The sequence below is a fragment of the Metaplanococcus flavidus genome, assembly GCF_042675885.1.
In the GTDB taxonomy this organism is placed as follows: Bacteria; Bacillota; Bacilli; order Bacillales_A; family Planococcaceae; genus Planococcus; species Planococcus flavidus.
On sequence record NZ_JBHTKI010000010.1, the window covers coordinates 1 to 12,964 of the forward strand.

The 12,964-nt window shown below is 47.3% G+C and carries 10 protein-coding genes, 7 tRNA genes and 2 rRNA genes; 18 read left to right on the plus strand and 1 reads right to left on the minus strand.

Translation table 11 applies throughout. From position 1 onward, the window contains the following. From ACFQ1X_RS08305 to ACFQ1X_RS08345, 9 genes are all read left to right on the plus strand, one after another. Positions 1-102: ribosomal RNA gene (locus tag ACFQ1X_RS08305) — 23S ribosomal RNA — on the plus strand; the annotation flags it as partial. An 83-nt stretch (positions 103-185) separates the two neighbouring features. Further along, positions 186-301: ribosomal RNA gene (gene rrf / locus ACFQ1X_RS08310) — 5S ribosomal RNA — on the plus strand. Positions 302-341: 40 nt separating this feature from the next. Beyond that, a tRNA-Thr gene (locus tag ACFQ1X_RS08315) sits at positions 342-414 on the plus strand. 51 nt (positions 415-465) lie between these two features. After that, positions 466-540 (plus strand) — tRNA-Glu (locus ACFQ1X_RS08320). 117 nt (positions 541-657) lie between these two features. After that, positions 658-733 (plus strand) — tRNA-Val (locus tag ACFQ1X_RS08325). A gap of 23 nt (positions 734-756) precedes the next feature. Then, positions 757-840: transfer RNA gene (locus ACFQ1X_RS08330), tRNA-Tyr, on the plus strand. A 16-nt stretch (positions 841-856) separates the two neighbouring features. Beyond that, positions 857-931, plus strand: a tRNA-Gln gene (locus ACFQ1X_RS08335). Positions 932-939: 8 nt separating this feature from the next. Next, a tRNA-Lys gene (locus ACFQ1X_RS08340) sits at positions 940-1,012 on the plus strand. Between the two features lie 29 nt (positions 1,013-1,041). Then, positions 1,042-1,114, plus strand: a tRNA-Ala gene (locus tag ACFQ1X_RS08345). 70 nt (positions 1,115-1,184) lie between these two features. Here the strand turns inward: ACFQ1X_RS08345 and ACFQ1X_RS08350 are convergent. Beyond that, positions 1,185-2,264 (minus strand): citrate synthase/methylcitrate synthase, encoded by a 1,080-nt coding sequence (locus ACFQ1X_RS08350; protein ID WP_144841460.1) that lies wholly within the window; start codon positions 2,262-2,264, stop codon positions 1,185-1,187. 97 nt (positions 2,265-2,361) lie between these two features. Between ACFQ1X_RS08350 and ACFQ1X_RS08355 the strand changes: the two genes are divergently transcribed. The 9 genes from ACFQ1X_RS08355 to glmS all read left to right on the plus strand — a co-directional run bounded on the left by ACFQ1X_RS08355 (position 2,362) and on the right by glmS (position 12,848). Next, complete coding sequence (locus tag ACFQ1X_RS08355) at positions 2,362-3,252, plus strand: LysR family transcriptional regulator (protein WP_379082111.1); 891 nt, start codon at positions 2,362-2,364, stop codon at positions 3,250-3,252. A gap of 12 nt (positions 3,253-3,264) precedes the next feature. After that, complete coding sequence (locus tag ACFQ1X_RS08360) at positions 3,265-3,828, plus strand: GNAT family N-acetyltransferase (protein ID WP_144841459.1); 564 nt, start codon at positions 3,265-3,267, stop codon at positions 3,826-3,828. Positions 3,829-3,898: 70 nt separating this feature from the next. After that, positions 3,899-4,807, plus strand: a complete 909-nt coding sequence (rocF, locus tag ACFQ1X_RS08365; RefSeq protein ID WP_144841458.1) for an arginase — start codon at positions 3,899-3,901, stop codon at positions 4,805-4,807. A 200-nt stretch (positions 4,808-5,007) separates the two neighbouring features. After that, positions 5,008-5,571 (plus strand): RNA polymerase sigma factor SigW, encoded by a 564-nt coding sequence (sigW, locus tag ACFQ1X_RS08370; RefSeq protein WP_144841457.1) that lies wholly within the window; start codon positions 5,008-5,010, stop codon positions 5,569-5,571. A gap of 12 nt (positions 5,572-5,583) precedes the next feature. Beyond that, complete coding sequence (locus ACFQ1X_RS08375) at positions 5,584-6,219, plus strand: anti-sigma factor (protein WP_144841456.1); 636 nt, start codon at positions 5,584-5,586, stop codon at positions 6,217-6,219. A gap of 635 nt (positions 6,220-6,854) precedes the next feature. Next, on the plus strand, positions 6,855-7,691 hold the full coding sequence (gene cdaA, locus ACFQ1X_RS08380; protein ID WP_144841461.1) for a diadenylate cyclase CdaA: 837 nt from the start codon (positions 6,855-6,857) through the stop codon (positions 7,689-7,691). Then, on the plus strand, positions 7,684-8,958 hold the full coding sequence (locus ACFQ1X_RS08385) for a CdaR family protein (protein WP_144841455.1): 1,275 nt from the start codon (positions 7,684-7,686) through the stop codon (positions 8,956-8,958). Before cdaA ends, ACFQ1X_RS08385 begins: the two co-directional genes overlap by 8 nt. A 47-nt stretch (positions 8,959-9,005) precedes the next feature. After that, positions 9,006-10,355, plus strand: a complete 1,350-nt coding sequence (gene glmM, locus ACFQ1X_RS08390) for a phosphoglucosamine mutase (RefSeq protein ID WP_144841454.1) — start codon at positions 9,006-9,008, stop codon at positions 10,353-10,355. A gap of 687 nt (positions 10,356-11,042) precedes the next feature. Continuing rightward, the gene (gene glmS, locus ACFQ1X_RS08395) at positions 11,043-12,848 is read left to right on the plus strand and encodes a glutamine--fructose-6-phosphate transaminase (isomerizing) (protein ID WP_144841453.1); all 1,806 of its coding nucleotides are present in this window, start codon (positions 11,043-11,045) and stop codon (positions 12,846-12,848) included. Positions 12,849-12,964: the final 116 nt, after the last annotated feature.

The following is a 12,964-nucleotide window of genomic DNA, read 5'->3' on the forward strand; positions in this document are numbered from 1 at the left end:
AGCAAGTAAGATCCCTCAAAGACGATGAGGTAGATAGGTTCGAGGTGGAAGCGTGGCGACACGTGCAGCTGACGAATACTAATCGATCGAGGACTTAACCAAATCAATTTCATGAAAAGCGTTTGTTTCACCCGTTTCAATGTCCGTTGTATCCAGTTTTGAGGGCGCAAGCACTCAAAGTATAGTCCAGTGACGATGGCAAAGAGGCCACACCCGTTCCCATCCCGAACACGGCAGTTAAGCTCTTTTGCGCCGATGGTAGTTGGGGGTTTCCCCCTGTGAGAGTAGGACGTCGCTGGGCTATTCTATGTTTTATTTTTGTTCCGAGATTCTTTTACCTTGCTTCCATAGCTCAGCAGGTAGAGTGCTTCCATGGTAAGGAAGAGGTCACCGGTTCGAATCCGGTTGGGAGCTTTTGTTTTTTAAAAAATGAAGTTTCTGTATATGGGTTGCATATTTTATCAAGGCCCCTTGGTCAAGCGGTTAAGACACCGCCCTTTCACGGCGGTAACACGGGTTCGAATCCCGTAGGGGTCACCAAATTACTAAACGAAGATGGTAATTTGCGACAACGCAGCGAAGCGAGGAAGGAACATTTCCTTTAACTTCTGCAAAGCACAGTCTGCAAATCATACCGGATTTTAATTTTAAATAAATGGAGGATTAGCTCAGCTGGGAGAGCATCTGCCTTACAAGCAGAGGGTCGGCGGTTCGATCCCGTCATCCTCCACCATGTACTATTTTAAATTTCATATCGGTGGGGTAGCGAAGTGGCTAAACGCGGCGGACTGTAAATCCGCTCCTTCGGGTTCGGCAGTTCGAATCTGCCCCCCACCACCAGTTTTTATATTGGCATTGGGGTATAGCCAAGCGGTAAGGCAACGGGTTTTGATCCCGTCATGCCCTGGTTCGAATCCAGGTACCCCAGCCATTTTTTATGAGCCATTAGCTCAGTTGGTAGAGCATCTGACTTTTAATCAGAGGGTCGAAGGTTCGAATCCTTCATGGCTCATCTTTAATTTCCTTGCGCCTGTTCAGCGCGGGGCCTTAGCTCAGCTGGGAGAGCGCGACGCTGGCAGCGTCGAGGTCAGGGGTTCGAGCCCCCTAGGCTCCATTGTTCCATGTGTATTTGTACTATCCATGTGTAAAAATCCCGTATCCATTAAATTGGATACGGGATTTTTTTAGTTTCCAATATATTCTGACTGCGGGCGGAATATGACGTTGTCTTCTTGCTGTTCAAGGATGTGTGCTGTCCATCCGACTATTCGTGCGATGCTGAAAGTTGGTGTGAAAAGCTCGGGTGGCATTTGGATGGAGCGCATAATGGCGGCGGCGTAGAATTCGACATTTGTGTAGAGTGCGCGTCCCGGTTTTCGCTCATTAAGCGATTGGATGATTTGTTTTTCCGCTTCTACCGCCAAATCCAGCCAGGCGTCACGTCCTTGGAGCTCAAGGCATTTTTGGCGCAACAGGATTGAACGCGGATCTTCCGTCCGGTAAATACGGTGGCCAAAGCCCATAATTTTTTCGCCGTTATTTAACTTGCCGTTAATTACAGTTCCAATGTTTTCAATAGAATTAATTTCATTGAGCAAGGTGATGACGCCAGAAGGGGCGCCTCCGTGCAATGGTCCTTTCATAGTGCCGAGGGCGGATGTGACAGCCGCTACCATATCCGATTCCGTAGAAACGGTGACCCGTGCAGCAAAAGTTGAAGCGTTCATGCCGTGTTCCATCGTCAGTTTTAAATAGGTTTCGAGTGCTTCGACTTGTACGTTGGTCGGTTCCTCCCCGTTCAGCATCCAAAGATAATTGGCAACATGGCCAAGCGTATTGTCCGGAGGAATTATGGTGTTTCCGATTTGAAGACGGTAAAGCATAGCGGTCATTACAGGCAATGCGGAAGTAAGGGCAATCGCCTGCTCAGCTTCTGACAAACTTATATAGTCCTCATCGTAATACGCAGACAGCAACGTCCGCATATTATCCATCACCGGCAGTTCTCTGGGCAACTCTTCAGCGATTTTTTGAATATGGGGAGGCAGAGACCGGTAGTTCAGAAATTGCTGTTTTAACTTGGCGGCTTCGCTGTCTGTCGGAAATTCACCGTTCCAGAGAAAGTAAGCCGTTTCTTCAAAACTGTGATTAATGATGACATCCTCAACCAATAACCCCCGATAGCGCAATTCGCCCAGATCCCCATCTACGGAGGCGATTCTTGTATGAACCGCAACGACATTTTTTAATCCTTTTTGAAACATGATAACTCCTCCTTTTTTATAAGTTTACCCGGGACCATTGATTATGAAAATTAATGATTTATAATTAAATCAATTTAAAAAATTAATCGATAAAGAGGTGATTCCTATCGAATTAGCTTGGTTGAAGACCTTTGCTGATGCGGCTGAAATGTTGAATTTTCGCAAGACTTCCGAAAGGCTGTTGATGTCTCAGCCGAGTGTCACTGTGCATATGCGGTTATTGGAGGAAAGCCTTGGGGTGGTTTTATTCCAGCGTGTTAAGAATCGTGTGTCGCTTACCGAGGAAGGAAAGCTGTTCAAAGGGGAAGTGGAGAAATCATTGCGGCAGTTGGCGCAAAGTGTGGAAAGTGTCCATTCGTTTGCACAAGGCTATCGGAAAAAATGGGTGCTGGCGATTTCTCCTTTGATGGCGGAGACTGTGCTGCCTTATCTGCTAAAATCATTTACGAAACATCATCCGGATCTGGAGCTGGTCATCAGGGTGGAAGAATCGGAAGGAATAGAAGCCTTGGTCGAATCAGGGGAAGTTACTGCGGGTATCTCCGCATTGCAGCCGGTGAGCCGGTTGCTGCACAGCGAAATCGTCTATCGTGATCAACTTGTTTTCGTGGTGCCGAGAGATGCTTATGACGATGAATCGGGACCGGTTGTCTCCGATGAAGAGATGCTGCGTTCCCATTATCTGTTCACCCACCACCATCCGGAATTTTGGGATGAATTATTAGTGAAATTGAGTTTGAAGGTGCCTGGGATGCGGACGATGAAAGTGACACAGGCGCATATTGTGAAACGGTTTATCCAGGAAGGGCTTGGCGTTTCTTTTTTGCCGAAATCGATGGTGCGCAGGGAATTGATCGAGGGACGTTTGATGGAATCACCGTTTGAGCTGTTTTCATTGCCATCGGTGGCGACTTATTTTCTCTGCAGAGAGATGGGAGAGCTCGAAAAAGAGTTTTTGGAAAGGATCCAGGCCGTTTATTTCAGTTAGGAGGAATACAGGATGATTATTGAACAGCCGGGAGTGCGTCTGCGTTTATTGAAGCGGGAGGATTTCGAAGCTCTATGGGCTTTGTATACGCCTGAAATTTTCAAACATATGCTGACGAAAGTCGAGACATTCGAACAATTGTCGTCCTGGCTGAATGCAGGGCTGAACGAGTCGAATGTGCTGGTGTTTGCAGTGGAGGAGCCGGGTACCGGAAAGATTGTCGGCACGACCCGAATTTACGGAATCGATGAAGCGAATAAAAGCTGTGAAATCGGTTCCACTTTTTATGCGGAAGAAATGCATGGCAGCGGCTTGAACAGCCGTGTGAAATCCGCACTGCTCAATTATTGTTTTGAAGAACGCGGAATGATTCGGGTGCAATTCAAGACGGACACAGAAAATATCCGTTCTCAAAAAGCACTTGAAGCCATAGGGGCAGTAAAGGAAGGCGTTCTGCGCAATGAACGCATCCGTTCCACCGGCAAGCCAAGGGATGCAGCAGTGTACTCAATTATTGAGCGGGAATGGCCAGCGGTAAAAGAATTATTGGAAATGAAAATGAATAAAAATACGTAATCTTGTGCGGTTGAGCCATAGAGTTGTTAGCGGTTACAATTGGTTTAACTAATCAAGGGGGTATAAAAACATGAATAAATTAAATGTATCAATTATTGGTGTACCGATGGACCACGGACAAACTCGTCGCGGGGTTGATATGGGGCCAAGCGCTATCCGTTATGCGGGTGTAGTGGATCGTATTGAAAATCTGGGGCATACCGTCAAGGATGAAGGGGATATCCAAGTCGGCCATGCGGATGGAAAAGTCGATACGGATACGAACCTGCGGAATATGACTGTCATCACGGAAGCAATGGAAAAACTCGGCGAAAAAGTCCATGCAGTGACTGAAACAGGGAACTTCCCGCTGGTACTTGGTGGAGATCACAGTATCGCAATCGGCACGCTTGCCGGCATTTCACCTAATCACGAAAATCTGGGTGTGATCTGGTATGACGCACATGCGGATATGAACACGAGTGATACTTCGCCATCAGGCAATATCCACGGCATGCCGCTTGCAGCAAGCTTCGGCCACGGCCACGAGAAATTGACGCAGATCCGCGGTTTTGCGCCAAAAGTGAAACCTGAGAATATCGTCATCATCGGTGCACGTTCTGTAGACCCGGGCGAACGCGAATTAATTCGCGAACGCGGCATCAAAGTTTACAGCATGCATGAAATCGACAAGATGGGAATGGATTTTGTCATCGAAGATTCAATCCGCTACCTGAAAGAAGAACGCAAAACGGATGGTGTCCATTTGTCACTTGACCTGGATGGCATCGATCCTTTGTATACGCCAGGCGTCGGCACTCCGGTTCCGGGCGGCATCAGCTACCGGGAAAGCCATTTGGCGATGGAGATGCTTCATGATTCCGGCATCATCACATCCGCTGAATTCGTCGAAGTCAACCCGATTCTGGATGAAAAAAATCGTACAGCAGACGTTGCAGTAGCTTTAATCGGTTCATTGCTCGGCGAAAAATTACTTTAAAACAGGCGAAAGCCTGTTTTTTTATTTTGTGCGAATAAATTTCTGTGAAGTATGAAACAGGTGAATAGTCTTTTTGGATGAAAATTAGATGGATTTATTTGGGTAATATTTGATACCATAGATAAGAGAAAATAAATGAAACCTTTCAGTCAATCATTCGTATATAAAACATAGCCGCATAGGCGGAGGGAAATGAGATCATGGATGCGTTAGTGAACAAGAGAATAGCACAAGTCATCAAAGGCGACCAGAACGCATTCGCGGAGATTGTGGAATTGTATCAGCACCGGCTGTATCAAATTTGCTACCGTATGCTCGGCAATAAACACGAGGCCGAAGATATAGCTCAGGAAGCTTTCATGCGTGCTTATGTCAATATTCATACATTCGATCAAAATAGAAAATTCTCCACGTGGCTATACCGAATAGCTACAAATTTATGCATTGACCGGATCAGGAAGAAAAAGCCGGATTATCATCTCGATGCAGAAGTGCGTGGGGCAGAAGGCTTGAATATGTACTCGAGCATAGCCAATGACGACGACCTTCCCGAGGACGAATTGGTGAAGATGGAAGTCCAGGAACGGGTGCAGTATGAAGTCAGCCGTTTACCGGATAAGTACCGGGCAGCTATTGTATTAAAGTATATTGAAGAATTGCCGCTGGCAGAGATCAGCGAAATTCTGGATTTGCCGCTTGGAACTGTGAAAACACGCATACACCGGGGGCGGGAAGCCCTGCGGAAGCAATTAAGCAATTTGTAGGAGGCGAGCAGGATGACGACATGTCCGGATTACATCGTCCAGTATATGAACGATTATTTAGACGGTGACCTTGAACCATCCAAAGAACGGGTGTTGAAAGAAAATCTGGCTACCTGCCAAGATTGTCAGAAGATTTATCATGAATTGACCAAGACCATTGCATTCGTCCAGAGTGCATCCCATATAGAGGCACCGAAAGGCTTTGTGGAGGCTACCATGCAAAAATTGCCGACACAGAAACAACGGTCCGGTGCACAGCGCTGGTTCAAGCAGCACCCATTATTGACTGCCGCCGCCATCTTCTTTATTATGATGAGCGCTGTTTTGTTCTCCGATTTTAATAATGATCAGCAGTTTTCATTTACGATGCAGCCGAACGTTATTGTTGAAGGGGATACGGTAATTGTTCCGGAAGGTGAAGTGGTGACCGGGGACATTAAAGTGAGAAACGGCAATTTGCGTGTCGATGGAGAGCTCCATGGCGATGTTACCGTAGTGAACGGTCAATACATGGCTTCGGGTGGCGTGATAACCGGTGAAGTTGAAGAGATTGACCAGGTTTTCGAATGGTTATGGTACACCATAAAAAATGCCTTTAAAGATGCAGCCTCGATTTTCAGCGATGAAGGCGCAATGATACAAGAGTAAAACCTGTCCATTGGGGCAGGTTTTTTAGCTTGTTGAGAAAGTAAAAACGAAAACCGATATTCCGCAAAACAGCTTGCTTGCCAAAACCCGTGCTCCTGCATCGCTGCGCTAGCTTCGTCGCAAAGACTCGGCCGAACTACCTTCGGCCAACTCTTGGCTCGCGCTGAGCTAACTCGGTCTCGTTGCACTTCGCCCGAGTGGATCTCAGCACTTCGTCGGCATCCGCCTGCTCCCCTGGGCGTCTTCGCTGTTTTGCTCCATATCTCAGCTTGTCTTCTGCAAACGAATAGACGTTCAAGCGTATTGCAAGTGGGCAAATGGACACTTCCTTTATCAGCACAGAACAGAATGAAGCGGCAGGCGGCGACTCCATCGGGAACCAGAGCGAGTCCTGAGACCCCGCAGGGAGCGAAGCGAGCGAGGAGGCTCAGGCAGCTCCCCGAGGAAAGCGTCCGCCTAGAGCGAAATGATTGGAGAAGTTGTCGGTTTCTCGACAGCCAGGTAAAACCTGTCCATTGGGGCAGGTTTTTTTATGGGGACGAATCCCTGAGGCGTTTTTGCCTTTCGATAAAGGCAAGCCCTACATGATTATGATATACTTATTTCATGCAGATGTAGAAAAGCGAGGGTTGCAGATGCCGTTTCTGGAGAATATTTCTAACTTAACACCACTCGAACTTATTATTAATATTGCTGATATTTTATTAGTCTGGTTCGTTTTATATAAACTGATTACAATTATCAAAGGGACGAAAGCGGTCCAATTATTAAAAGGGATATTTGTCATCATTATTGCGCAATTGATCACACAGGCATTGAATCTGCAGACACTTGGCTGGATTATGCAGGAAGTGCTCAATTGGGGTTTTCTTGCCATCATCATCATTTTCCAGCCGGAACTCAGGCGTGCGCTTGAACAATTGGGCCGCGGGAAATTGTTTTCCAGCAGTACATTAAATGAAGAATCGGAGCGCAACCGACTGATCGAAGCAATGACAAAATCAGTCAGTTATATGGCAAAGCGGCGCATTGGCGCGCTTGTGTCCATAGAGCGTGAAACCGGATTGAGTGAGTATATCGAAACGGGAATCCCCTTAAACTCAGACATTACGTCAGAGTTGATGATAAACCTCTTTATTCCCAATACCCCGCTTCATGATGGAGCTGTTATTGTCCAAAAAAACAGAATAGCGGCAGCAGCCTGCTATCTTCCATTATCGGAAAGTCCGTTCATTTCCAAGGAATTGGGGACGCGCCACCGTGCAGCACTTGGAATCAGTGAAGTTACCGATGCCATCACGATTGTCGTATCGGAAGAAACTGGTGCCATCAGCCTGACGGCGAACGGCGATCTTCACCGCAATCTGTCATTGGAAGATTTTGAAGTGAAACTCCGCCGCATTTGGTTCGGTGAACAGCAGCAGAACCAAACTTCTTCCTGGTGGAACTGGAGGGGGAATAAGAATGGATAAAATGATGGACAACCCCTGGTTTTTGAGGATTACTGCATTATTGCTAGCCCTTCTTATGTTCTTTAGCGTTAAGGCTGAAGAGGAGAACAACAATTCAGCAGCCAGCAATACGATGACCGAGGTTATCGAAGAAGTGCCGCTTGAAGTTTATTATGACGACACGAGTTTAATGGTCAGCGGTGTGCCGGAAACGGTCGATGTCCAAATTACAGGTCCCAACAGTGCGGTCCAAAGAACTCTGCAAATCAGAGATTTCACCGTCTTTGTGGATTTGCGCAATTTGCCTCTTGGAGAGCATCGAATCCGTGTGCAAACGGAGAATATTTCCGAGCAATTGGGAGTCCGGATCGAACCGACATTCCTGAATGTCATGATCGAGGAACGGGTCACCCAGGAATTCAAAATTGACGCCGAGCTGAATGAGCGCTTGCTTGCGGAAGGCTATGTGCTGGAAAGCATATCAGCGGATCCGGATACAGTGACCGTCAGCGGACCGAAAAGCGTCATCGACTCCATCAGCTTTGTAAAAGCGACGGTGACGGAAGAGCCGGGAATGGATGCTTCTGTGACAAGAGAGGCAAGAGTCCGGGTTCTGGCCAATGATCTCACAAAGCTTGAAAATGTGACGATCGAACCGGAAGTGGTGGAAGTTGAAGCTGTTATTGAAGAATACAGCAGAGAAGTTCCGATATCGCTTACGCAGACCGGAACCGCACGTGAAGGAATTACGGTGGATGATATTGAAACGTCGGTCAATACCGTCAAAATTTCAGGCCCACAGGATGTGGTCGACGCAATAGAAGAGTATGAAGTGGAAGTGAATATCAGCGGCATAACTGCGACTGATACGGCGATCGAAGTGGATCTTCCCGCTCCTGAGGGAACAAGTTCTGTAGATCCCGAAAATATCATTGTAGATGCGGAAATCAGCGTGGATGAGACCGTGCTGCTTCCGGAAAACATCAATTACACAGAAGACGGCTATCCCGGATCTAATGATATGCGAATCTTTGAAGACCTGACATTGCAGGTAAGAGGAATGGAAGAAGGCAATAATGCCGATTTCCTCGATCCTGCAGATGGTGTGGTGGCATTAGTTGCCTACGGGACAGAAGAAATATTGGAAAGTTTGAGTATGGAAGATTTTGTGGTATATGTAGAGGCAGCGGAAAAATTGGGACAGCAAAGTCTGGAGATAGCAGTGGAGGGGCCGGAAGAAGCCGAATGGCTGATTTCGCCAGTTACTGCGACCGTTAATATACGATAGGCATTATTATCCGATGATTGAATTGGATTTAAGGAGAGAATAAGCGAATGGGAAAATATTTTGGTACGGACGGGGTTCGTGGAGTAGCCAACAGCGAATTGACACCGGAACTTGCATTTAGATTGGGCCGCTTTGGAGGATATGTGTTAACGAAAAGCTCGAAAGACAAGCCGAAAGTGTTAATCGGCCGTGACACACGGATTTCAGGTGAAATGCTGGAAGGTGCTTTGGCTGCCGGCTTATTGAGTGTCGGCGCGGAAGTGATGCGCCTTGGCGTTATCAGCACACCAGGAGTTTCCTATCTGACGCGTGTGATGAGTGCGGAAGCAGGCGTGATGATTTCGGCTTCCCATAATCCGGTTGAAGACAACGGCATCAAATTTTTTGGATCAGACGGTTTTAAACTTTCTGATGAACAGGAAGCGGAAATCGAAGCCTTGCTGGATATGGAAGAAGATACGTTGCCGCGTCCGACTGGAAGCGACCTTGGCGCCATCACGAGTTATTTTGAAGGCGGACAAAAATACATCCAGTATTTGAAACAGACTGTCGATGAAGAATTCGATGGCATTCACGTGGCACTTGATTGTGCGCACGGCGCAACTTCAACGTTGGCGACTCATGTATTTGCCGACCTTGATGCCGATATCACATCGATGGGTGCATCGCCGAATGGTTTGAATATCAATGACCATGTGGGTTCTACCCATCCGCAGAAACTTGCGGAATTGGTAGTGCAGAAACATGCGGACATCGGCCTTGCATTTGATGGCGATGGCGACCGTTTGATAGCAGTGGATGAAAAAGGCCATATTGTCGACGGCGACCAGATCATGTTTATTTGCGCCAAGCATTTAAGGTCTGAAAGCCGTTTGAATAAAGACACGGTCGTATCAACCGTGATGAGCAATATGGGCTTTTACAAAGCGCTTGAATCGAATGGCATGACGAGCATCAAAACAGCTGTGGGCGACCGTTATGTGGTGGAAGAAATGAGAAAGAACGGCTATAACCTAGGCGGCGAACAGTCAGGCCATATTATTTTCCTCGATTACAATACGACGGGCGACGGGTTATTGTCGGGCCTTCAACTGGTGAACATCATGAAGATCACCGGCAAGAAATTATCGGAGCTGGCTGCAGAAATGACGATTTTCCCGCAAAAGCTTGTAAATATCCGCGTAACGGATAAGCATGCGGTGACGGATAATGCAAAAGTCGCTTCAGAGATCGAAGAAGTTGAAAAAGAGATGAACGGCAACGGCCGCGTGCTGGTGCGCCCATCCGGTACGGAACCATTGGTGCGTGTCATGGTGGAAGCAGCTTCAAAAGAAGATTGCGAAAACTATGTCGAGCGTATCGCAGAAGTGGTCCGTGCAGAAATGGGTATGAGCTGAATTTGTATTTGATGAATTAATAAACCTATAGTAGTCGATATTCCGCAAAACAGCTTGCTTGCCTGGGGGCTCGCGCTGAGCTAACTCGGTCTCGTTGCACTTCGCCCGAGTGGATCTCAGCACTTCGCTTGGTCCCCTGGGCGTCTGCGCTGTTTTGCTCCATATCTAAGCAATTCTCTCAGTACTGGCGCTGTTCAGGAGCATAATCTCTGCCCTTGTCAAGAGCGCCGAAACGGTATAGTAATATTGATACTTTAATTCAACATCTATAATAATAAATTGTCCGCGAACTTTCCTGTTCGCGGATATTTTTATGCAATAAAATAGAATAGTTTTACTTCGAATGAGCCATTCGATGCATTTGCTCTTTTACAAGGAGAGGGTTATGATTAGGGTGTCTGTTTAGGACCGCATAAAAAGGGGGATAGTACTGCGTACAAGGAAACTAGTTGAAGCGCCTGTACTGGAAAAATCGGACGGACAAGTCATTTTCCAGTAGACGAGGAGGAGGAGTATCGAGATTTCGGCGGATACCTCCCGGCCGTGAAGCCCGGTCGTTATGTTCACTTTCAAAGCAGTTGAGCAATCAGCTGTACAACAAGGTGAATGGGCTCAGGAATGCGTCCGCGCATATTGGCGAACGCTTATTTTGTTTTGATATTGAAAAAAATTGGAGGAACTATAATTATGTGTGGAATTGTCGGGTATATTGGAGAAAGAGATTCAAAAGAAATTTTATTGAAAGGCCTCGAGCGTTTGGAATACCGCGGATATGACTCGGCGGGTATTGCAGTGCGCAATGGCGAAGGCATCACAGTTTTCAAAGAGAAAGGGCGCATTGCAGAGCTTCGCGGCGCAGTCAATGGAGATGTTACAGGAAACACGGGCATCGGGCATACACGCTGGGCGACACATGGCAAGCCCAGCCAGGTAAATGCTCATCCCCACCAGAATACGTCGGATCGTTTCACAATTGTGCATAACGGCGTAATCGAAAACTATCACCACCTGCAGCGTGATCATTTGGCTGATGTGGCTATGGAATCGGATACGGACACAGAGATCATCGTTCAATTGATCGGTAAGTTCGTGGAAGTCGATGGCATGACGACACAGGAAGCTTTCAGCAAGGCATTGAAATTGATGAAAGGCTCTTACGCAATCGCGTTGCTGGATGCGGAAGAAGCGCAGACGATTTTTGTCGCGAAAAACAAAAGTCCTTTGCTTGTCGGCCTTGGGGAAGATTTCAACGTCATAGCATCTGATGCAATGGCGATGCTGCAAGTGACGGACCAGTTCGTTGAATTGATGGACAAGGAAATCGTGATTGTCCGTAAAGACAGCGTTGAGATCCTGACGCTTGAAGGCGAAAAAGTGGAACGCGCGCCGTTCACTGCAGAAATCGACATGAGTGATATCGACAAAGGCACATACCCTCATTATATGCTGAAGGAAATCGACGAGCAGCCGGCCGTGATGCGTAAAATCATCCAGGCTTATCAGGGCGAAGACGAGAAATTGACTATCCAACCGGAAATTCTGGATGCCTTGCAGGCGGCGGATCGCCTGTATATCATCGCAGCGGGAACGAGCTATCATGCAGGATTAATCGGCAAGGAATATTTGGAGAAAATGGCGGGCATTCCGGTGGAAGTGCATGTAGCGAGCGAATTTGGCTATAATATGCCGCTTCTTTCCGAAAAACCGTTGTTCATCTTTATTTCACAGTCAGGCGAAACAGCTGATAGCCGCCAGGTATTGGTGCGTATCAAGGAACTCGGCCATCCGTCACTGACGATCACAAACGTTGCAGGATCGACTTTATCGCGTGAAGCAAACCATACTTTATTATTGTATGCTGGCCCCGAAATCGCGGTAGCTTCCACAAAAGCTTACACAGCACAATTGGCCGTATTGGCGATTTTGGCATCTGTAACTGCAGAAGCACGCGGACGTGAGCTTGGATTCGATCTTGTGCAGGAAATGGGCATTGTAGCGAACGCCATCCAGGCACAAGTCGATATGAAAGAAGAAATCGAGCAATTGGCGCATGATTTCCTTTCCACAACACGCAATTGCTTCTTTATCGGCCGTTTGATGGACTTTTTCGTCGGCCTTGAAGGCGCCTTGAAATTAAAAGAGATTTCCTATATCCAGGCGGAAGGCTTTGCCGGCGGCGAATTGAAGCACGGTACGATTGCTTTGATCGAAGAAGGCACGCCTGTCATCGCGCTTGCGACACAGGAGTCCGTAAACTTGAACATCCGCGGCAACGTCAAGGAAGTGGCAGCGCGCGGCGCGAATACAATGATCATTTCAATGGAAGGCCTGAACGAAGACGGCGACAGCCACGTTCTGCCGACAGTGCACGAATTGTTGACGCCACTGGTATCGGTTATTCCGTTGCAGCTGATCAGCTATTACGCAGCGCTCCACAGAGACTGTGACGTTGATAAGCCGAGAAACCTGGCGAAGTCGGTTACGGTGGAATAAAATATGATTTATTGATGTCAGCTGGATCCTTCGGGGTCCGGCTTTTTTAATGGAGATTTCTATAGTGAATAGAAAGGCTAGTTATTTATATGAAAAGTTTTTTTCTGAAAGCAAAT